The following is a 21,301-nucleotide window of genomic DNA, read 5'->3' on the forward strand; positions in this document are numbered from 1 at the left end:
CCGTGAGACACGAGAACCTCCGGGTCCGTGGGCGTGACCTTCGACAAGCCACACCCCACCCGGAGGTTCTCGCCATATCAACCCGACACGCTGTCACCAACGTCCTGACCGGGTACAGCTAGGCGCTGTCCGATTCGTTCAAGACGGTCCTCCACGCGCCTGCCTACGCTGCCGGCATGACACCACAACTCGACGTCGTCGGCATCGTCGTCAGCGATATGGCCGCCGCGATCGCCTTCTATCGCCGCCTCGGACTGGACTTTCCGGAAGGGGCGGCACAGGAAGGGCACGCCGAGGCCGCCCTGCCCAACGGCATGCGGCTCACGCTGGACACCGAAGCGGTCATCCGGTCGTTCCACGCCGATTGGTCGCCGCCGGTCGGCGGCGGCCGGATCGGACTCGCCTTCCGCTGCGCCGATCCAGCGGAGGTCGACACCGTCTACGCCGAACTCGTGGACGCCGGGTACCACGGCGAACTGAAGCCGTGGGACGCCTTCTGGGGCCAGCGCTACGCGGTGGTGCTCGACCCGGATGGCAACGGCGTCGACCTGTACGCCGCTCTCCCGTCCACGAGCAAGTAGCGCCATCGAGCGGTCCGCGCGCAGCGGCTAGGACTCGGCGAGCAACTCGCCCAGCGGGATTCCCGCCAGCGCGCGCACCTCGCGGGAGAGGTGCGCCTGGTCGGCGAAGCCGGCCCGCAGCGCAGTGTCGGCGAGCGGCACGCCGCGGCGCGCCGTGGCCAGCGCGCGTTGCAGGCGCAGCACCCTCGCCAGGGCTTTCGGGCCGTAGCCGAAGGCATCCAGGCAGCGGCGGTGCAAGGTCCGCTCGTGCAGCCCGGCCGCGTCGGCGACCGCTGCCACCGGCCATCCGGCGTCCAGCGCGCCCACCACCTTCCGAAGGAGCGCATCGGCCGGTTCGGTCTCGGCGGCGCGGCACCGCACGATGCGCTCCAGCGCTGCCGCCTGATCGTCGGCGGCCGCGATTCGATCGACCAGCGGCCGGACCACCGCAGAGGGCCACACCTGCGCCAGATCGATCCGCATGTTCCGCAATTCGCGCGCGGGGACACCGAGTAAGGCGGGCGCCGTACCAGGAAAGAACCGGATACCGACGTACCGATCACCGGACGACCCACGGGGGCGGTGGGCCCTGGTGTCCGGCCCCGCGACGACCAATCGGCCGTTCATCCAGATCAGATCCATGCAGCCGTCGGGAAGCACCGGCAGCGGCGGGCGACGGCCGTCGACTGTCTTGGTCCACAACACGGCGCCCTCGTACCCCGACGGCCGCTCGCGGTAGGCGGCCTCGTCCATGACGCCGACGCTACTCCGGACCACCGACAGCACGAGCGACGGCGTCTCGAAAATATTGTCTCAATAAGACACACTATTTGAGATAGCGATACAGCGTCGCCCGGGAGACGCCCAACTCCCTGGCGATGTCCGGGACGCTGCGGCGCTCCGTGTCGCGCATCCGCCGGGCGAGGTCGATCCGCTCGGCGGTCAACGCCGCGGGCCTGCCCTTGGACGCGTGCGCCGTCCGGTCCGCGGGCGCCAGCAGCAGACGCACTCCTTCCAGCACCTCGGCACGCAGCTGGTCGACCGGAGCCTCGGCGTACAGCACCACGGGGTCGCTGAGCCCGGCCACCGCCTGGGTGGCCCGAACCCGCTCGGCGAAGGTGGCCTCCGGGCCCGCCACCAGGGTGTTCGCCTGCATCATGACTTTGCTGAACCGCTCGAAGATGCTGCCCGGAGCGGCCAGCGCCAGGTCACGGACGTTGAGCCGCAGCAAATAGCGGTGCGCGAGGAAGACGTCGAGCAATCCTTCGACCACCCTGCGGCGCGCCTCGCACGGATCGGGATGGCCCGCGTCCGCGACGGTGCGTTCCATGGCCACCAGCAATGGTTCGGCCAACCCGGCGAGGATGTCGTACTTGCTCGGATAGTGGTAGAGCACGCCCGCCTTGGAGATACCCAGTTGCTCGGCGATCGCGCGCACCGACGTGCGGTGGTAGCCGTGCGTCCCGAACAAGTCCATGGCCACCTCGAGGATGCGCGCGCGGGTCGTCGCTTCGGTGCTCACAGGCCGGGAGTCTACCCGTTGACTGACCATTGGTCAGTGCCTTACATTCTTGACTGACCAACGGTCAGCCAATTCACGGAGGCACCCCATGACGCACGAACCTCGCATCCTGATTTCCGGCGCGAGCATCGCCGGACCGACTCTCGCGTACTGGCTGGTGCGCAACGGCTTCCGGCCCACCGTGGTGGAGCGGAGCCCGGAACTGCGCCCCGGCGGCAACGGCGTCGACATCCGCGCCGACTCGGTACGCATCGCGGAGCGGATGGGTGTGCTGCCGCGGTTGCGCGAACGGGCCACCGACATCCGCGAGCTCACCTTCGTCGACGCCGCCGACCGCCGCGTCGCCGGGATGAGCACCCGCACCTTCAACGCGGACGGCGATCTCGAGATCATGCGCGGCGACCTGGCGCAGGTGCTGTACGAGGCCACCGCCGACGACGTCGAGTACGCCTTCGGAGATTCGATCGCCGAACTCATCCAGCGCCCGGACGCCGTCGAGGTCACCTTCGACAGCGACAGGCAGGCCGAATTCGATCTGGTCCTCGGCGCCGACGGGTTGCATTCGCGAACCAGGAATCTCGCCGTCACACCCGAGGCGGACGCACTGCACCACCTCGGCGTGTACTTCGCCACCGCCCGCGTCGACGCCGAGCTCGGACGTCCGCACTCGGTGACGCTGTACAACACGCCGGGGAAGGTGGCGGGCGTCTACCGGTCGGGGACACACGACACCGCGACGGCGTTCTTCGCCTTCCGTGCGTCCCGCACGCTCGAGGTGGATCACCGCGACCAGAACGCACAGAAAGATCTGCTGCGCGACTATTTCGACGACCGGGATTGGCAGGTGCCCGCGCTGCTCGACCAAGCCGTCGCCGACGACGGCTTCTACTTCGACGCGGTGAGCCAAGTCCGCATCCCGGCCTGGTCGAACGGGCGGGTCGCCCTGGTCGGCGACGCCGGTTACTGCGCGACGCTATTGTCCGGCGCGGGAGCGGCGCTGGCCATCGAGGGCGCGCACCTGCTCGCGACGGAGCTCGCCGCGGCGGCCGGCGATCACCGGATCGCGTTCCGTCGCTATGAGCGAACCTTGCGTCCGACGGTCCTGCGAGCGCAACGCTCGGTGCGGGTGAGCAGTGCCATGCTGATTCCGGCCACCGGCGGCCACATCCGGTTGCGCAACCAGCTGACCCGCCTCATGGTGCTGCAGACGCTGGCGTCCCGGGTCTACCGGCCGGTCACCGTGCGCGCCGCCTGAGCCGGGCGCCGGACCGCGGGGTCAGCGCTGCGGCGCGGCGATCGGAACAATTGCACGCGGTACCACACGCAGGTACGGATCGCGTTGTGCCGCAGCAATTTTCGACTCGGGATCGCGGCAGCCGACGGTGACGTCGGTGTTCGGCACGGAAGAGAACGTCCACACCGTCACCCATTCCGTTCCCCCGAACGCGTCGGTCTTCTTGGCGTCCGACGAACGCAGATCTTCATTCCGCCCGGAACTATCGGTCACCGTGCAGCGAATGCCGTCGGCGGCCGGACCCCACGCGGCGGGCGCCCGGATATCGAGCACGACATCGGCGGGTACCGGCACCTTTTTCGATTCACCCAGCAAAATGCGAATCCCGCCGTCGGCCACCTCCTCGTCGCGCGCTCCGGACGTCGTCGCCGGGGCGCTCGGGGCGGCCGCGGCACTCGTCGAGGTCACCGTCTCGCTCGCCGGGGTGTCTCCGGAACACCCGGATACGGCGGCGGCGACCAGCGCGGGAAGCGCCATCCAGCTCAGTCTCACAGTCGAAACCTCTCGTCGCGCCCACTCCTCAGGCGGTTGGTTCGGATCAGCCAGGCACTGAGCATGGCAACGGGCAACACGAAAATCTCGGATACACGCCGAGCAACCGGCAATCGGACCGCAATTCCACGAAACAGACCCACAGAGAATGCCGGAAGGTTGAATTGACCACTTCATCGAGCGGCCCCCGATGGTGTGCGGCAATCGTGATGCAGCCGAGAGGCTCCACTCCGGCTGTGCGGGCACCGCGCTTGGTCCGGTCCGGCCGCCGTCGCACCGGTCGTCCGCCGTGGTCCGACGACCGGACACCGCTGACCACGCCCGTGACGTTCGGGCGATCTCGCGCTGTCCGACGACGTCGCCGGCGCTTCTGCCTCACCCGCTGGATGGGCATGGGCCGCCGGCTCGCCCCGCACACCGCGGCGGGCATCACCACGGAACAGTCCTTCGGCGAAGGAATAGAACATCGCCCTCGTCCCCGTGCCAGGTCTCGTTTCGTGCCGCCTACCGGCTGGTTCGAAAAAGGCATTTCCCCTGGACCGGTGGTGCCGCATAGTGTGTTCGGTAGGCGATCATCTGGAGGGCCACCATGGCGAGACTGTCGTGGGTAACGGAGCGCGAGGGCAGGGCGGAGCCCGCTCGTGCCTGACGGTCAGGAAACCTCCGGCCCCCGCACGCTGCGGGCCACCACACTCGGCGGCTACCGCGCGGCCGCCCTCACCACCACTCCCGGCACTCGCGCCGTGCTGGTCAGCGTGGCGCTGCTGATCGCGATGACCTCGACCTACGAAGCCGACCTGACCGCACACGAGGGCGCCGCCCACGGTTGGTTGGTGGGGCTCGCGCTGTCCGGCGTATTCGTCGCGCGCGGGCTGCACCTGCGCAGGCCGATCACGCTTCCGCATGCCACCGCGGCGGTGCTGGTGCTGGCCGTCGCGCATCTGGCCTACCGCGCCGAGCATCCCGACGCCGGTTTCGTGCTGCTGGCCGCCGCCGGCTTCGTCCTGGTGCTGCCCACAGCCAGCAAACCGCAGCCCGACCAGCTGTACCGAGTGGCCGAGCTGGTCGGCCGCACCGAGGACGATCCGCTGGCGCCGTTCTCCTTGCACTCGTCCAAGACCTACTTCTTCAACGCGTCGTCGACCGCCGCGATCGGTTACCGCGCTCGCTTCGGCATCGCCGCCGTCGCGGGCGACCCCATCGGCGATCGCGCGGCGTTCCCCGAACTGGTCGCGGCGTTCTCCGACTTCGCGGTCAACCATGGCTGGCGCGTCGCCGTCCTGGGCGCGAGCCGGGAAATGGCCGAGTTGTGGCAGGTGTGGGCACTGGAGCATCGTGGCCTGCACGCGGTGCCGATCGGCCGCGACGTGGTGCTCGACGTGGGCGAGTTCGACTTGGTCGGACGCAAATTCCGCAATCTGCGCCAAGCCGTGAGCCGGACCAGGAATTTCGGCGTCACCACGGAGGTGGTGTACGAGTCGGCGCTGACCGAGGCGCGGCGCGAGGAATTACTGGCCATCGTCGACGAGTGGCGGCGGGGCAGGCAGATCCGCGGCTTCTCGATGATCCTGGACCATCTGCTCGACGGGCGGAATCCGAACATGCTGGTGGTCATCGCCAGCGACGCGGACGGCAACCCCGTCGGATTCCAGCGCTACGGCATTTCCGGGCGCGGGCGGGAACTGAGCCTGGACGTCCCGTGGCGCCGCAAGGAAGCGCCCAACGGCCTGGACGAACGCATGATCATCGATCTCGTGGACTATGCCGCGGCGCACGACATCCATCGGATTTCGCTCGCCTTCGCCCCGTTCCCGGAGTTGTTCGCCGAGAAGGAGAGATCACGCACGGCCGCGCTGCTCTACCTGGTGGTGCACCTCGCCGATCCGCTGATCCGGCTGGAATCGCTCTACCGCTTCCTGCGGAAGTTCCACGCGCTGTCGGATCAGCGCTATGCCTTGATCCGCTGGCGCGAAGTGGTGATGGCGGCCGCCGCTCTGCTCACCTTGGAGTTCGTGCCACACCGCCGCGAGCATTGAGCGGCGCGGCACGGTAGACGAGGAAGTCGATGGAACTGACCCACAGCGACGTGAAGGCCGCCGCCGAGCGGATGCGCGGCTTGGTCCGGCCGGTGACCGTGGCGCAGGCCGACCATACCGGCCATTTGTGGTTCGCACTGGAATTCCTGCAGCACACCGGAAGCTTCAAGGCACGCGGGGCGGTGAACTTCTTACGCACGCACCGGGAGAACGGCACGCTCCCGGAGGTGGGCGTGACGATCGCCTCGGGCGGCAACGCCGGTCTGGCCTGCGCGTGGGCGGCCCGCAGTCAGGGGGTCCCCGCCACGGTGTTTCTGCCTGCCACCGCCCCCAGAGTGAAAGTGGACCGGCTCACCTCCTACGGCGCCGACGTCCGCCTGGTGGGAACGCAGTACGCGGACGCGCTCGCGGCCAGTCGCGACTTCGCCGCCGCAACCGGCGCCCTGCTCTCCCACGCTTACGACAACCCGCTCATCGCCGCGGGAGCCGGCACGCTCATGACGGAGGTCCACGCGCTGATTCCGGATCTCGACACCGTCGTGGTCGCCGTCGGCGGCGGCGGGCTGTTCGCGGGTGTGGCCACCACGGCGGAGCACTACGGCATCCGGACCATCGCCGTGGAGCCCACCCGATGCCGTGCGCTGCATGCCGCGATCGCGGCCGGAGAGGTCGTGGACGTGGAGGTCGACTCGGTCGCCGCGGACTCGCTCGGCGCCCGGCGGGCCTCGGAGATGGCGCTGACGGCGGCGCGGCAGTACGACGTGCAGTCCGTGCTGGTCGATGATGCCGCGATCGTCGCAGCGCGCGGCGCGCTGTGGGCGCGGCGACGGATCGCCGTCGAGCACGGCGCGGCGACCGCTCTCGCGGCGATCCTCGGCGACGAGCCCGCGTTCCGTCCCGCCGCAGGTGAACGGGTGTGCGTGGTGCTGTGCGGAGCGAACACCGATCCGTCGGATCTGACCGACTGGGACAGCCGCCACGCCGACTGACGGTTCATCGGCGTATTTCCGACGAATCGGACGACGCGGGGTTAGGCTCCCGCTGTCCTGTGCGATCCCGACGGAAGGCACACCATGGCGCATACCTCACACATGGTTCCCATCGGCACACCGCTACCCGACTTTTCTCTTCCCGACCTCGACCAGCGGATCTACTCCCGGGACGACTTCGCGGACGGGCCCGGTCTGCTGGTCGTCTTCGCCTGCAACCACTGCCCCTACGTCAAGCACATCGAGGCCGCGCTCGGCGAGCTGGTCGATTCGCTGCCGTCCATGCCGACCGTGGCGATCTGCACCAACGACGCCACCGCTTATCCGGACGACGCCCCGCTGCGGCTGCGCGACCAAGCGATCCGCGCGGGCTGGACCTTCCCCTATCTCGTCGACGAGCAACAGCACGTCGGGCGAGCCTTCCGTGCCGCGTGCACCCCTGATTTCTTCCTCTACGACGCGGATCTGCGACTCGCCTACCGCGGCGCGTTCGACGAATCCACCCCCGGGAACGGGAAACCCCTGACCGGAGACGACTTGCGCACGGCCGTCGAAGCCGTGCTGGCGGGTGGACCCGCCCCCGAACCGCACCGGCCGAGCATGGGTTGCTCGATCAAGTGGCGGGACGCCTGAGACCTTTGCCCCGTTCCCGCACGCGACGGATCGCGCTGCGCCACGCCAGCTGCGGCACGGCCGCCGACAGCCGCGCGAACTCCCCGACATTGCCCGGTTCGAGCACGGTCCTGGCCTGCTGAGCGGTGGCGGCCAGCCGCACGGCACGCGGTTTGCGCCTGCTGCGCGCCGAACATCTCTCCGACCAGCCACAGCGCCAGATCGATGCCCGCGGAGACTCCTGCGGCCGTGAGAATCTTTCCGTCGCGCACGACCCGCTCGTCCGGGCGGGCGTCCGCTCCGAGTGCCCGCAAGGCGGACTGCGCCAGCCAATGTGTGGTGGCGGGGCGTCCGTGCAACAGCCCGGCCGCGGCCGGCACCAGCGAACCCGTGCGGACCGACGTCGTCCAGAGGGTGTCGCGATGGGCTCGACGCAGCCAGGCCAGTAGCGCGTCGTCGACGGCGGCGGCCGCCGCGCCAGGGCCACCCGGGACCAGCACGATATCCGGCGCGGGCGTCTCGTCGAACGAATGCGTGGCGCCGAGCAGCAGCACACCACTGTCGGTCGTGATCGGGCCTGGCTCGTGCCAGACGAAGCGAACCTCCACCCCGGCGCGAATCGCAGCACCTCGTACGGGCCGATCGCGTCGAGCGCGGTCATCCCCGGATAGGTCACGATCGCGATCCGCACCGTCTTGCCCGGTGCGCGCTCCTCGATCCGGTCATCGTCGACCCCGTTCCGGCATTCGTGAGTTAAAGCAAGAAATATCGTTTTATTGTGTCGAACGTGTGTCAATCGCCGCCGGGCGCGCCATGATGTGCGCAGTGGAGCAACCGCTGCCGCGCGACGACGAGAGGACTATCGGTGACCAACCCAGGCGACCCGGGCGCGGTCGCGCGTCGTTATGTCGAGGCGATCGGCGAGCAGGATTGGCAGACCGCCGCCGACTGCTGGCGGCCCGGTGCCGTCGATGTGTTCGTCGGCGTCGCCGACTTGCGCGCTCCGGACGAGATCGTGGCCTTCTTCCGCGACGTGCACGCCGCGGTTCCCGATCTGGTGGTGGACATCCTCTCGGTCACGGCGCAGGACGAACGCGCCGTGGTGCACTGGCGGATGCGGGGCCGGTTCGATGGCACCGCCATGCTGATCGGACTGGCGCCGAACGGCAGGCGCCTCGACCTCCTCGGCACCGATGTGTTCGTCGTGCGGGACGGGCTGATCGAGTCGAACACCGCGATCGTCAACGGGCTCGACCTCGCCCGGCAGCTCGCCGTCCTGCCGCCGCAGCACTCGGTCGCCGAGCGTGTGCTGTTCGGACTCACGAATTCGATTGCCCCCCTCGGCAAAGCGATCCGCACGCGGAGCCGTCCCGGACGGTGATCCACGCTGCCGAGGCGGCCCCGAATGGGGGACACTGTTCCCGACACCGGGGATCGAAAGGGGTGGGACGTTGGCGACGATCGTCCTCGTTCACGGCATCGCGCAGGAACAGCAATCGGCCGACACATTGGAGGCGCGCTGGCTGCCCGGCCTCGCGGGGGGCGTCCGCAACCACGGCGCGCCGGAACTCGCGGACCGCTTGTGGCGCAACGGCACTCCGGGCGACCTGTCCACCCGCATGGCCTTCTACGGCAATCGCTTCCTGGTCGAGGGCGCCCAAGGTACCGGGACCGAACTCGACGAGACCCAGCTCGACCTGATGGAGCAACTGGCCGCCGAATGGCTCGCGACGGCCGCCGCGCACGCCGGCGACGAGCGTGACCGCGCGACGGCCCGCAGGCTCGGCACTGCGCCACCGCCGGACGCGGTGGCGCAGGGAGCCCACGCGCGACTGCGGCCCGCGCTCAACGCGCTGATGCGGTTGCGCTGGTTCGCGCCGTTCGGTTTCGGGTTGGCGCAGAAGTTCGTCATCGGCGCGCTGTCCCAGGTCGCCCGGTACTTCACCGAGGACGAGGTGCGGGAGTACGCCCAGCGGCAGGTGCTCGACCAGATCGGTCCGGACACCCGCTTGGTCATCGCGCACTCCCTCGGCAGCGTGGTGGCCTACGAGGCGCTGCACCGCACCGACCACCCGGTGACCCTGCTGACCATGGGCTCGCCGCTCGGCTTGCGCACGGTCGTGTACGACAGGCTGCGGCCCCAGCCGAGCAGCGTGCCGAAATCCGTGACGAACTGGCACAACCTGGTCGATGAGGACGACCTCGTGGCGGCGCACCTGGACCTCACTCCGTTCTTTCCGCCCTATCCCGGCAGTGCCGTCGTTCCGGTCACCGAGCAGCACTTCGACAACGGCGCGGCGCCGCACGACTCCACCGGTTACCTCACCAAAGCGGTGACCGGGGGCATCGTCGCGAAAGCGCTCGGATATTAGATTTTGTCGAGTTCCTTCGCGCGAGATCGCTTCTCCGCGTTCACTCGAATCCGGTGGTCGCGCCACAGCAGATAGGCCGCCAGTGCGACTCCGAGCCCGGTGAGCGCCGCGCCGACCGGATAGAGCGACGACAGACCCGCCCCGTCGCCGAGAACCGCGCCGCCGATCCGCCCCGCGCCCGCCGCGGCGAGCTGATAGCCCGACGCGTTCACCGCGACGGCCAGGGTCGGAGCCGCCGTCGCCGCCGCGATCACCCTGGCCTGCATACCGGGGATGATCGCGAAGGCGAGCGCGCCGAGCAGGAAGATCAACGGCACCACGAGGATCCGGACGTCACCGGCCAGCCGGAGCAGCACGAGCACAACGGCGAGCGCGGCCAGCAGCGCGGTCACCGAAGGCAGCAACGCCCGGTCGGCGAGCTTGCCGCCGAGCTGGTTGCCGACCACCGCGCCGAGACCGTAGACCAAGAGCAGGACGGGCACCGCGGCCGCGGGAAACCCGCCGACCTCGGTGAGCAGCGGTGCGATGTAGGTGAACACCATGACGCCGCCGAGGTTCCCGACGGCGGTGAGCGTCAGGGCCCAGAGCACAGCGCGATCGGTGAACACGCGCAACTCCCCGGTGATCGAGCCCGCCGCCGATCCCGGCATGTCCGGCATGAACCGCAGCACCAGCGGAAGCGCCGCCGCCACGCACAACGCCACGGTCGCGAACGTAGCTCGCCAGCTGAGACTTTGGCCGATGGCCGCGCCGAGTGGAGTACCGAGCACGATGCCCAGGTTCATCCCGAGGGCCACCCGCGCCACCGCCGCCGCTTCGGAGCCCGGCTGCGCGGTCGACACGGCGGTGGCGATCGCGACCGCGAAGAAGGTGGCGACCACAGAGCCCGCCGCGCACCGGGTCGCCAGCAGCACAACATAATTCGGCGCGAGCGCCGAGCCCAGATTCGCCAGCATCGACACCAGCATCAATCCGATGACCAAAGGCTTGCGCGCCACTCGCGCGGTCAGCACCGTGACCACCGGTCCACCGCCGATCATGCCCACGGCATAAGCCGTCACCAGCGCACCCGCCGCGCCCACCGAGACGCCCAAGCCGTCCGCGACCTCGGGCAGGATGCCCGCGATCACGAACTCGCCGGTGGTCAGGCAGAACACCACGAACATGAGAGAGAACACCGTGGACCGCATCACACGCCTTCCATGTAATTCGAACTGTAATGATTTGAACTAGAACTATCACAGTTCGAATCGAAAGCGCTAGACTCGGAGCAATGACGCGGCAGCCGAATCCCGTGGTGGACACCGAACTCGACCGCGACGTGTGCAAGCTGGTCCATCGGTTCACGCACCGGCTCGACGTGCACGTCCGCCGCGTCGCCGAGCAGCTCGAGCTCACCCCGTCGCAGGTGATCGCCCTGCGCGAGTTGTCCGAGCCGATCACCGCCAGGGAACTGGCGGCGCGGATGTCGTGCGAGCCTTCCAACGCGACCTTCGTGCTGGACCGGCTGGAGCAGCAGGGCTTGATCCGCCGCGAGCCGCATCCCACCGACCGGCGCGCCAAACAGATCGTGCTGACACCGACCGGCCTGCGACGGCGCGAAGACGCCGTGGAATTGCTCGGCGCGAACTCACCCTTGACCTCGCTGACCGACGCTCAGCAACAGACCCTGCGCGACCTCTTGCTCACCATGGCCGCGGATTCCCAGAGCTGACCCCCTACTGAACATTCTGGGGCAGATGGACTTTCGCGTCCGCATAGCTTCCGGTGAGCGCGGCCTCGTCCCGGGCGTAGACCAGATGCAACACGCCGGTGTCGAAGGTCTCCGAGGACAGCAGGCGCAGCGGGATCGTGGCTGCGCCTGCTTCGAACAGGCGCTCCCCCCTACCGACCGCGATCGGGTGCACCAGCAAGTGCAGTTCGTCCAACAGCCCGGCGGCCAGCAGCTGACGGACGACCGAGACCGAACCGCTCATGCCGATGTCGCCGCCCGGCTGATTCTTCAACGCCGTCACGGCCTCGATCAGGTCGCCGTCGAGGACTTCGGTGTTGCGCCAGGAGAAGTCGCGGTGCCTGCGGGTCACCACGATCTTGCGCGCGTCGCCCAGTTTCTTCGCGAACGCCGCGTCCGGACCGCCCGCTGCTTCGCGCTCCGGCCACGCGCCCGCGAAACTGTCATAGGTTCTGCGGCCGAGCAACAGGGTGTCGGCGGTTCCGAGCTGGGCGTCGACCGCCGCGCCCATGGCATCGTCGAAGTAGGGGAAATGCCAGTCCTGCGGGTCCTCGACGACGCCGTCGAGGGCGATGAACAGACCGGCGGTGATTTTCCTCATGCGCGTGGCTCCTGGATCGGTGTTCGCGGGGTTGTCGCTTGATCCGACGGGGTGACCCACGAGAACTCATCGGTCGGCCCGGCGCGCCCCCGCGCTAGCCGAGCCGATTCCGGCCGGAGCCGTGGAAAGCCGCTCGGTAGCTGTGCGGACTCGTCCCGACCACTCGCTTGAAGCGGTCGCGGAACGCGGTGGGCGACCCGAAACCGACCTGGCCCGCGATCCGGTCGACCGAGTGGCTGGTGGCTTCGAGCAGATGCTGGGCCTGCCGGATCCGCGCGCGTAGCAGCCACTGCAAGGGTGTGGTTCCGGTCTGCTCGCGAAACCTCCGGTTGAGCGTGCGGGTGCTCATCCCGGCGTGGGCGGCTATGTCGTCGAGGGAGAGATCCCGTGCGGAGTTGTCCTGGATCCACCGCAGCACCGGCTCCAGCGCGGAGCCGCGCGGCGTCGGCGGCAGGTCGTGCACGATGAATTGCGCCTGTCCGCCTTCCCGCTCCAACGGGACGACCGACTTCCTCGCCGCGTCGGCCGCGACCGCCGATCCGTAGTCCCGGCGGACCATGTGCAGGCACAGGTCGATCCCGGCCGCGGCGCCCGCCGAAGTGAGCAGCGCGCCGTTGTCCACGTACAGCACGTCGGGGTCCACCTCGACCTCCGGATAGCGGGCCGCGAGTTCGGCGGCGGCGAGCCAGTGCGTCGTCGCGCGGTGGCCATCGAGCAATCCGGTCGCCGCCAGGATGAAGGCGCCGGAGCAGATCGATGCGATACGGGTGCCCGCGGCCGCGGCCCGGCGGAGCGCGTGGACCACCTCGTCCGGCACCGGCACGGTCGGGTCGGCACAGCCCGGCAGCACGATCGTGTCGGCTTCGGCCAGTGCTTCGAGCCCGCGCGGCGCGCGCATCGTGAACACCCCGGCGTCGACCGCCGGTGTGCCCGCGCAGACCAGCACGCGATAGGCGGGCCTGCCGTCGGGGAGACAGGTCCGCCCGAACACCTCCACCGGCGTGGCCAGATCGAACGCCACCACCTGGTCCAGCGCGAGGACGACCACGGTGTGCATGGCAATAGGGTAGACATCCGGTCGATTCCAGCCAAGCAGCCGTATCTGGCAGTTCATGTCATACCCGCTGTTCACCGTCTTGGCGGGAATCAAACGGTATATGGCACTTTCGCCAATTCCGTCGGCACGCCTCCGTCGTTAGTGTCGACCGCCGTGACGAAGTTCCTGCTCTCGGTCCACGTGCTCGCCGTGATCATCGCCGTCGGCCCGGTAACGGTGGCGGCCAGCATGTTTCCCGCCACCACCCGCCGCGCCCTCGCCGTCTCCGCGACCGGCCACGACCCCGCCGTCCTCGGCACGTTGCATCGCATCTGCCGGGTCTATGCCCTGCTCGGCGTCGTGGTCCCGGCCTTCGGCCTGCTCACCGCGCTGAGCCTGGGCGTGCTCGGCGACGTCTGGCTGGTGGTGTCGATCGGATTGACCGCGGCCGCGGCGGGCGTGCTCGCTTTGCTCGTGCTGCCCGGCCAACAGAAGATCCTCGCCGACCTGACGGAAACCACCCCGGCGCTGATCCGCCGCCTGGCCATGGACACGGGAGTGTTCAACCTGCTGTGGACGGCGGTCACCATCCTGATGATCGTCCGGCCGGGCTCCACGACGGGAGCGTGACGCTCAATCCGGCAGGTAGCGGACCGCCATCGAGACATCGCGAACGACCATGATCGGGCACGCCACCGACAGCAGCAGTGCCTGGCTGGTCGAGCCGAACAGCATGCCGGCGAAACCGCCCCGGCCCCGGCTGCCGACCACGAGCAGCTGAGCCTGTCCGGAGCGTTCGAGCAGACAGCGCTCGGGCCGGTCGGTCACGATCTCGCGCCGGATCTCGACATCGGGAAAGCGCTCCTGCCATCCGGCGAGACTTTCCGCGAGCACGATCTGCTTCTCGGTATCCACCGCGAGTTCGGCGCTCACGGAGGGCATTTCGACACCGGTCCAGACATGCAGGGCCAGCAGCGGCGCACCTCGCGCAGAAGCCTCGTGCAGCGCCGCTTCGATCGCGGGTTCGCTGATCTCCGTGCCGTCCACCCCGACGACGATCAGTCGCTTCCTGGCTTCCGCGGTGAGCGGCGCGCCTTCCCGGACCACGACCATAGGGCAACGGGCGCGCCGCGCCAGCGCGGCACTGACCGATCCCAGCAGAGCGCGCCGCACGGTCCCGCGCTCGCGGGTGCCGACCACCATCATCCGCGCAGCGCCGGTCCGGTCGAGCAGCGCGGGACCGACCGGCTCGTGCACCAGTTCGGTGCTGATCTCGATGTCCCGCAGTGCCCGGACCGCGATACGCGCCTCCTCGGCCGCGGTGTCCAGCACCCAGCGACCGTGCGTCTCCAACCGGGCGTAATCGGTGCTGGTGAGCGGTTCGGTGACGCCAGGTCCGTAGTCGGCGACCGGATCCAGCACGTGCACGAGGCGCAGCGGCGCCCGATGCTGCGCGGCGGCCTGCGCTCCCCACGCGACCGCCGCCCCCGAACCGGCGGACCCGTCCACACCGACCACGATCGGCCCGTTGCTTCGCATGCCGACTCCTTCCCTGCCGAAAAGATCGAGCTCAGCACCGCCGATTCGACACTACCGGCGCCGCGGACCGCCGACCGTCGGCGTCAACCGCCCAGGACGACGCACGCGTAGCCCAGATGGACGCCTTCGCCGACCCGGAGGTCGATACCCGCCACGTAAGGCGCGACCGGCTCCTGCACCGCGCTGACCGTGTGCGGCCCCGGCGTGGCCGGCACCCAGTCGATCAACGCGACTCCGCCGGACGGGCGGACCACCCCGAACGCAATACCGTTGTCGTAGAACGTCACCGGGGCGACAGTGTCGGTCACGGTGGCGCGCGCGGTGTAGGTGCAACCCGTCCCGTAGTTCGTCACCAACCCGAAGTTGATGCCGGGATACATCCCTACCTGGGTCACCGTGGCTCCGGCCGCGCCGGCCGATGCGACTGCCGCGCCGGTTCCGATTGCCGCCGCCACAGCGGCCACTCGTTTTCGCATGCGGTGGTCCTATCGCTCGTGAGTCGCTCTTCGTCGAACGGACGCCGGCCGCGCACCGGCGCGATAACTAGATACTCACTCCCCCGCGCCTTCGGCGGGGTGCGAACCGCCGAATCTCGATCGGACCGCCGCCTCGGTCCGGTCTCGGCACCGTCGTCCGGCGTCACCGCCGCACCGCTGGACTGCGTGTAGTCCCCGGCGATGACGGCCGCGCGCCCGCACGACCGCCGCTCACCCGTCGACCTCATGAGCCCTGTCTGAAGAACGCGGCAACCTCCTGGCGCTGGGCACCCGCCCGCTGCGGGCCGGTTTTCCGGCGGCACGACCCCGGACTGTTCGCGCTCGATCCGACGCCCGATCTGCCGTCTGCCGACATCGATACCGCGCCGCCGAAAGGTCATGTCGGCCCGGCGTGATTGTGTGTCCGAAGGTCTTCCCGAAACGACGGAGGTGCGACGTGGTGGCGATCGACTTCGAGCGGATGGTGCGCGGAGCGAGGCCGGTGTCGGTCTGGCGTTCGGTCGCCGCTCAGGGGCTCGGTGGCGTGCCGCCGACGGCGCTGGTGCTGGCGGGCATCGTCAGCGTGCAAGTGGGCGCGGCGGTGGCGAAGCAGCTGTTCGCGGCGACCGGCGCGGCCGGGGCGGTCACGCTGCGGCTGGTCTTCGCCGGAATCGTCCTGCTGGTGATCTGGCGATCTTCGCTCCGGGTGGCGCGCGGCGCCCTGCCGGTCGTGCTCGGGTACGGGGCGGTGCTCGCGCTGATGAACCTCTCGTTCTACGAGGCGATCGACCGGATTCCGCTCGGGATGGCGGTGACCATCGAGTTCCTGGGACCGCTGACCGTCGCGCTGGCCGGATCCCGCCGCTGGATCGACCCGCTGTGGGCGCTGCTCGCAGGCGCGGGCGTGCGGCTGCTGACTCGGGCGGACGGCGACGTGAACTGGGCCGGTGTGCTGTTCGCGCTCGCCGCGGCGGCATGCTGGGCGGGCTACATCCTGCTCAGCGCCGCGCTCGGCGAACAGACCAGTGGCGGCGGCGGACTCGCGCTGGCCATGGCGTTCGGCGGACTGGTCATGCTGCCGGTCGGCATCGTCGACGCGGGGGCGGCGCTGCTGGAGCCGACCGTGCTCGCCGCCGGATTCGCGGTGGCCGTGCTGTCGTCGGTGCTGCCATATTCGGTGGAGCTGGAAGCGTTGCGGCGGATCCCGCCCCGCGTCTTCGGTGTGCTGATGAGCTTGGAGCCCGCGGTCGCGGCGATCGCGGGTCTGGCCGTCCTGGGTCAGGTCATGAATCTCGGGCAATGGGCGGGCGTGGCGTGTGTGGTCGCGGCATCGGCAGGGGCGACACGGACCGAAGGGAAGGATTGAGTCGGCGCGCGCTGCGCGACTCCTCCGCGCTCAGCCCTTCTGCCGAGACGCGCCCGGTTGCCCGGCATCCTGGCGCTGTTCTCCGGTGGTCTCGGGATCGTCCGCGATCAAGCTGCCGAGCAGGGCCAGAGACCGCTCCGAGGGTGAGCCCGGTTCCGCGTGGTAGGCGATGAGCATCTGTCCCGGCGCGCCGTTGACGCTGAACGTCTCGTAGGACAGCGTGAGGTCCCCGACCATGGGGTTGCGGAACTGTTTGACGCCGGCGGTCTTCACCCGCACGTCGTGGCGCGCCCACAGCTGCCGGAACTCCTCGCTCTTCAGCGACAGCTCCCCGACCAGTTCGGTCAAGCGGGGATCATCCAGGTCCGCGCCCGCGGTCGCGCGCAAGCTGGCGACGGTGTCCGCCGCGATGGTCGGCCAATCCTGGTAGACGTCGCGCGCCTCGGGATCGAGGAACACCATCCGCACCTGATTGACTCCCGGAACAGAGCACGAATTGACGGCGACCGCCAAGGGATTCGCGGCCAGCACGTCCAGGTATCGGCCCAGCACCAGCGCCGGAGTATGCGGCCAGGCGTCCATCAGGCGCAGCAACCCCGGGGCGACGCGTTCGGGCCTGCGCGGAGCCCTCGATCGCTTGACCGTCGGCCGGGCCAGTTCCCGCAGATGCGCCGTACCCTCCTCGTCCAGCGCGAACACCCGCGCCAGCGAAGCGATGACCTGCTCGGAGGGGTGCCGGTCGCGTCCTTGCTCCAGCCGCACGTAATAGTCGGCGCTCACCCCCGCGAGCAAGGCGATCTCCTCCCGGCGCAGCCCCGCCACCCGCCGCTGGCCGCCGCCCGACATCCCGAAATCCTCCGGTCGGACCAGCTCGCGGCGCGCGCGCAGGAAGGCGCCCAGTCGATTGTCGGAATCCATGCATCGAGCGTAGGTCAGCCGCACCCGCCCTGGGTGGCCCCGCGACTACCAGGAAGTCCGCAGCCTGTCAGGCGCGCCCGCCGGGCCGGAAGGTAGTGGACATGACGAACAACCTCACCGACCGCGTCGCGGTCGTCACCGGAGCATCGAGTGGAATCGGCGCCGCCACCGCGCGGCGGCTGGCAGACGAGGGCGCCAAGGTCGCCCTGCTGGGCAGGCGCAAGGATCGCATCGAGGAACTCGCCGCCGAGATCGGCGCGGACGCGCTCGCGGTGGTCGCCGACGTCGGCGATCAGCTGTCCCTGCGCGACGCCGCCGCCACGGTGCGAGCTGCGTTCGGCCGCGTCGACCTCGTCGTAGCGAACGCGGGCGTCATGCTCGCCGCACCGTTCGAGTCGGCGCTCACCGACGAGTGGGACCAGATGGTCGGCACCAACATCACCGGCCTGCTCTACACCGGAAGAGCTTTCATCGACGACCTGCTGGCCGCCGCGGCCGAGGGCGCGAAAGCGGATCTGGTGCTGGTCGGCTCGATCGGCGGGCACACGGTCTTCCCCAACTACGCCGTCTACACCGCCACCAAGGCCGCGGTCGCGCATCTGACTCGCAATCTGCGGGCCGAGTTCGGGCCGCGCGGCGTCCGGGTGAAGAACATCGAACCCGGTTTCGTCGGCACCGAACTCGGCGCCGGGATGCAGGACGAGCAGCAGCGCGCCGGGCTGGAGCAGTGGCGCACGGCGATCGAGATCCTGACAGCCGGCGACATCGCCGACGCGATCGCCTACTCCGTCGCCGTACCCGAGCACGTGAACATCGCCGAACTCGTCGTCGTCCCGACCCAGCAGGGCTGAGACCCGGCCCGGTCGCTGCGACAGTCCGGCGGATGACGGACGTTGCCCCGGTTCTGCGCCGCGCCCGGCCCGAGGACGCCTCGGCGATCGCCGAGATCTGGTACCTCGGCCGGCGCGACGCGCACCTGGGCAACGTCCCCGACACCCTGCTCGCCGTCCGTCCCCGCGACTCGTTCGACGTTCGCGCGGCCGAGCGCGTCGGCGAGAACGTCGTCGCCACCGTGGACGGCATGGTGGGCGGGCGCTAGTCGAGGTCCGCCCACCCGGGCCAGGGTCGCATGCCCTCGTCACCACGGATGTAAGCGAGGCGGCGCAGTGCCTGCCGCTGATAGGCGGGATCGGTGGTGGCCGCTCGCATCGACTGCAAGGCCATGCGGAACTCCTGGATATCGCGTAGCAGGTAGAAACCGTCCCAGCGCATCACGTCACGTCCGTAACCGGCGCAGAACTCGGCATACTGTGCGGCGGTGATCTTCGCGGCGGTCCAGCACTCGATCGCCGTGTGCACCAGATCCCACTCCGGCGGGCCGATCATCGCCCGCCCCAAGCCGACCAGGATCACCTCGCCGTCGTCGCCGACCACCACGCCGTCGTCCCCGCCCTGCACCACCGACCACGGCAGACCGCGCGGCAGCGCCTTCCAGCGACCGCACAATTCCTCCAAGTGTTTGTGCAGCCACCGCCGGTCGTCTTCAGTCACCGTCCGCGCGGCGTCGATCGCGTCCGCCATCCGAGCCAGGGGCGACATCCGGCGTAGCTCGAACCCGGGCAGTGGCAGCCGGTGCAGTTGTGCGAGCGCCCTGGCGACCTCGCCCGGTTCCCCGGGATGATGCGGCGGCAACTCCTGCCAGAAGGTCACCGGACGGCCGTCGACCACGACCGGCTGCGGGATATCCGGGACGACGCGCGCCGCGGGCACACCACAGCTCTCCAGCCATTGCGCCACGGCGACTTCCCGCCCGGTCGCGAGCTTCTGTCCCCGCCCACCGATGCGCACGACGATCCCGCCGTGCAACCGGTAGACGCCCTGCACCTCGATCGGCTCGGCGTCGCTCGCATCGATCCCGACGCTCACACATGCGGCACGCAGGATCGACCGCATGCCGTTACCCGCCACCCCGGCGGTCATGTCAGACCCCCGAGCCCTCTGTTCCCGCTCCGGGAGCAGAGGTACCGCATCTCGGCTTCGAGCATCATGGCAGCCATCCAGATACCGGGGGGCTAACACCCCATTTTCCCTGCTCAGTGGACATTACCCCCGGCATTCCACCACAGTCAGCAACCAAACAGAATCCGCCCGATTCGCCGCAATTAACCCTTTCGGCCGTATCGAGCCCGGCTGCCCCGAACGACGGGAGCCACCCGCACCCGGGGATGGCGCCCGACGAGCAGCGGTCACCGATGAGTTCTGTGGGCGGGCCCGGTCTACACCCGTACAACCCGCAACTCGTGATTACGGCCAGGGAGGACCCCATGAGCACTACGGCACTGCCGCCCGTCGTCGACGCGGACACCTGGCAGCGCGAACTCGAAGCGCTGCGCGTCCGGGAGAAAGCCGCGACCAGGGAACTCGACGCGATCGCCGCCCAGCGTCGCCGTCTGCCGATGGTCCGGATGCCCGACTACACCCTCGAAGGCGAGGAGGGACCGGTCCGGTTGGTGGACCTTTTCGACGGCAGGTCCCAGCTGATCGTCTACCACCACATGTGGTTCCCGGGCGAGCAGTGGCAGTGCGGGGGCTGCACCGGCTTCACCTCGCAGTTCACCCGGCTGGAGTTCCTGAACAACTACGACGCCCGGTTCGTCATCGTCACCCAGGGGCCGATCGAGGAGGCGCTCGCCTACAAGCGGCGGGTCGGAAACAAGATGACCTGGTACTCCACGGCGAACAGTTCCTTCGGCGCCGATGTCGGCGCACCGCCCGGCGGCGGATTCGCGGTCAACGTCTTCCTCCGCGACGGCGACACCGTCTACCGCACCTGGCACACCAACGGCCGCGGCACCGAACAACTCAGCCACTCCTTCGCCCTGATCGACCTGCTGCCCTACGGCCGCCAAGAGGAATGGCAGGACTCCCCCGCCGGCTGGCCGCAATCCCCTACCTACAGCCGCTGGAGCAGCTCCCAGGACATCGCCGCAGCCTACGGCGATCCGGATGCGTGAAGTCAGCAGGACAGCGCAAAACACCCAGCTCCACCAAAAAGGCGAGTGCTCTCCGTGAGCACTCGCCTCCTGTTGGTGGACCTTGCGGGAACTTACTCGAACCATGACCGCCCAACGCAACCACAGGATCGGGGGTCCGGGGGCGAAGCCCGCCGGGCGGGGCGTGGGGGTTGCACCCCCACAAAACACTCAGCGGAACGAGAAAGGCCCATGCCCTCCATGGGCATGGGCCTCGCACTCGTGGAGCTGCCGGGAATCGAACCCGGGTCCTCCGCCGCGTCTTCAGGGCTTCTCCGTGTGCAGTCCGCTGTGCCTCTACTCGGATCTCCGGGTCCCGCGAACAAGCCCGGATGACGATCCCAGTCGCTGTTCGATGTCCCGTCCTACTCCGCGACCGAGTAGGACGGTGAGCCCTCTAGCTGATGCCGGCACCGGAGCCGAGGGCATGCCCCGGGCCGACAGAGACGCTTCGCTGGTTAGGCAGCGAGAGCGTACTCGCGCTGATGAGAATCGGCGCTTAATTGGTTGCAACGACGCTTACGGTGGTCTCTTGCCTGCACCGACACGCTTCCCCTGAATCAACGTACGCAGTCGAAACCGTTCAGCCCCGTACGCCCCGGCGCCTTGCCGGGCTGTTCATGTTAACACCGCCGAGAGCGGGGATCATCCCGATAAAAGCGGTGGCGCCGACCACACCCGCGACCGTCCCGGGAAGAGGCAGTCACAGGACGACGGCGCAGGT

23 protein-coding genes, 1 other RNA gene and 1 pseudogene are annotated in these 21,301 nt (G+C 69.3%); 13 read left to right on the plus strand and 12 right to left on the minus strand.

What is annotated here, in order from left to right; translation table 11 throughout:
* The first annotated feature begins 176 nt into the window (after window positions 1-176).
* Entirely contained in the window at window positions 177-581 is a 405-nt protein-coding gene (locus GVY64_RS28170; protein WP_159847829.1) for a VOC family protein, read from the plus strand.
* A gap of 27 nt (window positions 582-608) precedes the next feature.
* Here GVY64_RS28170 and GVY64_RS28175 read toward each other — a convergent pair whose 3' ends face one another.
* Entirely contained in the window at window positions 609-1,313 is a 705-nt protein-coding gene (locus GVY64_RS28175) for a helix-turn-helix transcriptional regulator (protein ID WP_159847832.1), read from the minus strand.
* Between the two features lie 73 nt (window positions 1,314-1,386).
* On the minus strand, window positions 1,387-2,082 hold the full coding sequence (locus GVY64_RS28180; protein ID WP_201298194.1) for a TetR family transcriptional regulator: 696 nt from the start codon (window positions 2,080-2,082) through the stop codon (window positions 1,387-1,389).
* 88 nt (window positions 2,083-2,170) lie between these two features.
* On the opposite strand from GVY64_RS28180, the gene GVY64_RS28185 reads away from it, so the two are divergent.
* A complete protein-coding gene (locus GVY64_RS28185) occupies window positions 2,171-3,337 on the plus strand; it encodes an FAD-dependent monooxygenase (RefSeq protein WP_159847838.1) in 1,167 nt (388 codons plus the stop codon).
* A 21-nt stretch (window positions 3,338-3,358) separates the two neighbouring features.
* On the opposite strand, the gene GVY64_RS28190 is transcribed toward GVY64_RS28185, so the two are convergent.
* Window positions 3,359-3,715: a hypothetical protein gene (locus GVY64_RS28190; RefSeq protein WP_159847841.1), complete on the minus strand. Its 357-nt coding sequence runs from the start codon at window positions 3,713-3,715 to the stop codon at window positions 3,359-3,361.
* A gap of 794 nt (window positions 3,716-4,509) precedes the next feature.
* Here GVY64_RS28190 and GVY64_RS28195 point away from each other — a divergent pair.
* The 3 genes from GVY64_RS28195 to GVY64_RS28205 all read left to right on the plus strand — a co-directional run bounded on the left by GVY64_RS28195 (window position 4,510) and on the right by GVY64_RS28205 (window position 7,526).
* Window positions 4,510-5,904 carry a bifunctional lysylphosphatidylglycerol flippase/synthetase MprF gene (locus GVY64_RS28195; RefSeq protein WP_236567293.1) on the plus strand — a complete coding sequence of 465 codons (1,395 nt, stop codon included), beginning with the start codon at window positions 4,510-4,512 and terminating at the stop codon, window positions 5,902-5,904.
* A gap of 29 nt (window positions 5,905-5,933) precedes the next feature.
* Window positions 5,934-6,893, plus strand: coding sequence for a threonine/serine dehydratase (locus tag GVY64_RS28200; RefSeq protein ID WP_159847844.1), 960 nt, complete (start codon window positions 5,934-5,936; stop codon window positions 6,891-6,893).
* 84 nt (window positions 6,894-6,977) lie between these two features.
* The gene (locus GVY64_RS28205; RefSeq protein ID WP_063024188.1) at window positions 6,978-7,526 is read left to right on the plus strand and encodes a thioredoxin family protein; all 549 of its coding nucleotides are present in this window, start codon (window positions 6,978-6,980) and stop codon (window positions 7,524-7,526) included.
* Here the strand turns inward: GVY64_RS28205 and GVY64_RS28210 are convergent.
* Window positions 7,507-8,166, minus strand: a pseudogene (locus GVY64_RS28210) (DJ-1/PfpI family protein). The gene GVY64_RS28205 and the pseudogene GVY64_RS28210 overlap by 20 nt on opposite strands.
* Window positions 8,167-8,370: 204 nt before the next feature.
* Between GVY64_RS28210 and GVY64_RS28215 the strand changes: the two are divergent.
* Together GVY64_RS28215 and GVY64_RS28220 are read left to right on the plus strand one after the other, a co-directional pair.
* The gene (locus GVY64_RS28215; RefSeq protein WP_159847847.1) at window positions 8,371-8,886 is read left to right on the plus strand and encodes an ester cyclase; all 516 of its coding nucleotides are present in this window, start codon (window positions 8,371-8,373) and stop codon (window positions 8,884-8,886) included.
* 70 nt (window positions 8,887-8,956) lie between these two features.
* Entirely contained in the window at window positions 8,957-9,877 is a 921-nt protein-coding gene (locus tag GVY64_RS28220) for a hypothetical protein (protein ID WP_159847850.1), read from the plus strand.
* Here the strand turns inward: GVY64_RS28220 and GVY64_RS28225 are convergent.
* The gene (locus GVY64_RS28225; RefSeq protein ID WP_159847853.1) at window positions 9,874-11,067 is read right to left on the minus strand and encodes an MFS transporter; all 1,194 of its coding nucleotides are present in this window, start codon (window positions 11,065-11,067) and stop codon (window positions 9,874-9,876) included. The genes GVY64_RS28220 and GVY64_RS28225 overlap by 4 nt on opposite strands.
* Window positions 11,068-11,150: 83 nt before the next feature.
* Here GVY64_RS28225 and GVY64_RS28230 point away from each other — a divergent pair, with 83 nt between their 5' ends.
* A complete protein-coding gene (locus GVY64_RS28230) occupies window positions 11,151-11,591 on the plus strand; it encodes a MarR family winged helix-turn-helix transcriptional regulator (RefSeq protein WP_159847856.1) in 441 nt (146 codons plus the stop codon).
* A gap of 4 nt (window positions 11,592-11,595) precedes the next feature.
* On the opposite strand, the gene GVY64_RS28235 is transcribed toward GVY64_RS28230, so the two are convergent.
* Entirely contained in the window at window positions 11,596-12,210 is a 615-nt protein-coding gene (locus tag GVY64_RS28235) for a dihydrofolate reductase family protein (protein WP_159847859.1), read from the minus strand.
* A 94-nt stretch (window positions 12,211-12,304) separates the two neighbouring features.
* A complete protein-coding gene (locus tag GVY64_RS28240) occupies window positions 12,305-13,267 on the minus strand; it encodes a GlxA family transcriptional regulator (RefSeq protein ID WP_159847862.1) in 963 nt (320 codons plus the stop codon).
* Between the two features lie 153 nt (window positions 13,268-13,420).
* Here GVY64_RS28240 and GVY64_RS28245 point away from each other — a divergent pair, with 153 nt between their 5' ends.
* The gene (locus GVY64_RS28245; RefSeq protein ID WP_159847865.1) at window positions 13,421-13,876 is read left to right on the plus strand and encodes a hypothetical protein; all 456 of its coding nucleotides are present in this window, start codon (window positions 13,421-13,423) and stop codon (window positions 13,874-13,876) included.
* 3 nt (window positions 13,877-13,879) lie between these two features.
* Here the strand turns inward: GVY64_RS28245 and GVY64_RS28250 are convergent, their stop codons facing one another.
* A complete protein-coding gene (locus GVY64_RS28250; RefSeq protein WP_159847868.1) occupies window positions 13,880-14,785 on the minus strand; it encodes a universal stress protein in 906 nt (301 codons plus the stop codon).
* Window positions 14,786-14,868: 83 nt separating this feature from the next.
* Window positions 14,869-15,261 carry a hypothetical protein gene (locus GVY64_RS28255; RefSeq protein ID WP_159847871.1) on the minus strand — a complete coding sequence of 131 codons (393 nt, stop codon included), beginning with the start codon at window positions 15,259-15,261 and terminating at the stop codon, window positions 14,869-14,871.
* Window positions 15,262-15,718: 457 nt separating this feature from the next.
* Here GVY64_RS28255 and GVY64_RS28260 point away from each other — a divergent pair, with 457 nt between their 5' ends.
* Window positions 15,719-16,627, plus strand: a complete 909-nt coding sequence (locus GVY64_RS28260; RefSeq protein ID WP_236567294.1) for an EamA family transporter — start codon at window positions 15,719-15,721, stop codon at window positions 16,625-16,627.
* A 30-nt stretch (window positions 16,628-16,657) separates the two neighbouring features.
* On the opposite strand, the gene GVY64_RS28265 is transcribed toward GVY64_RS28260, so the two are convergent.
* Entirely contained in the window at window positions 16,658-17,545 is an 888-nt protein-coding gene (locus tag GVY64_RS28265; protein ID WP_159847873.1) for a helix-turn-helix transcriptional regulator, read from the minus strand.
* A 101-nt stretch (window positions 17,546-17,646) separates the two neighbouring features.
* On the opposite strand from GVY64_RS28265, the gene GVY64_RS28270 reads away from it, so the two are divergent.
* The gene (locus tag GVY64_RS28270) at window positions 17,647-18,396 is read left to right on the plus strand and encodes an SDR family oxidoreductase (RefSeq protein WP_159847876.1); all 750 of its coding nucleotides are present in this window, start codon (window positions 17,647-17,649) and stop codon (window positions 18,394-18,396) included.
* A 32-nt stretch (window positions 18,397-18,428) separates the two neighbouring features.
* On the plus strand, window positions 18,429-18,644 hold the full coding sequence (locus GVY64_RS28275) for a hypothetical protein (RefSeq protein WP_159847879.1): 216 nt from the start codon (window positions 18,429-18,431) through the stop codon (window positions 18,642-18,644).
* Here GVY64_RS28275 and GVY64_RS28280 read toward each other — a convergent pair.
* On the minus strand, window positions 18,641-19,525 hold the full coding sequence (locus GVY64_RS28280) for a phosphotransferase (RefSeq protein WP_236567295.1): 885 nt from the start codon (window positions 19,523-19,525) through the stop codon (window positions 18,641-18,643). The genes GVY64_RS28275 and GVY64_RS28280 overlap by 4 nt on opposite strands.
* 344 nt (window positions 19,526-19,869) lie before the next feature.
* Between GVY64_RS28280 and GVY64_RS28285 the strand changes: the two genes are divergently transcribed.
* Window positions 19,870-20,559 carry a DUF899 domain-containing protein gene (locus GVY64_RS28285; protein ID WP_159847882.1) on the plus strand — a complete coding sequence of 230 codons (690 nt, stop codon included), beginning with the start codon at window positions 19,870-19,872 and terminating at the stop codon, window positions 20,557-20,559.
* 238 nt (window positions 20,560-20,797) lie between these two features.
* On the opposite strand, the gene ssrA is transcribed toward GVY64_RS28285, so the two are convergent.
* Window positions 20,798-21,168: a transfer-messenger RNA gene (gene ssrA / locus GVY64_RS28290) on the minus strand.
* Window positions 21,169-21,301: the final 133 nt, after the last annotated feature.

The organism is Nocardia sp. CY41 (assembly GCF_009829325.1).
Lineage (GTDB): Bacteria > Actinomycetota > Actinomycetes > Mycobacteriales > Mycobacteriaceae > Nocardia.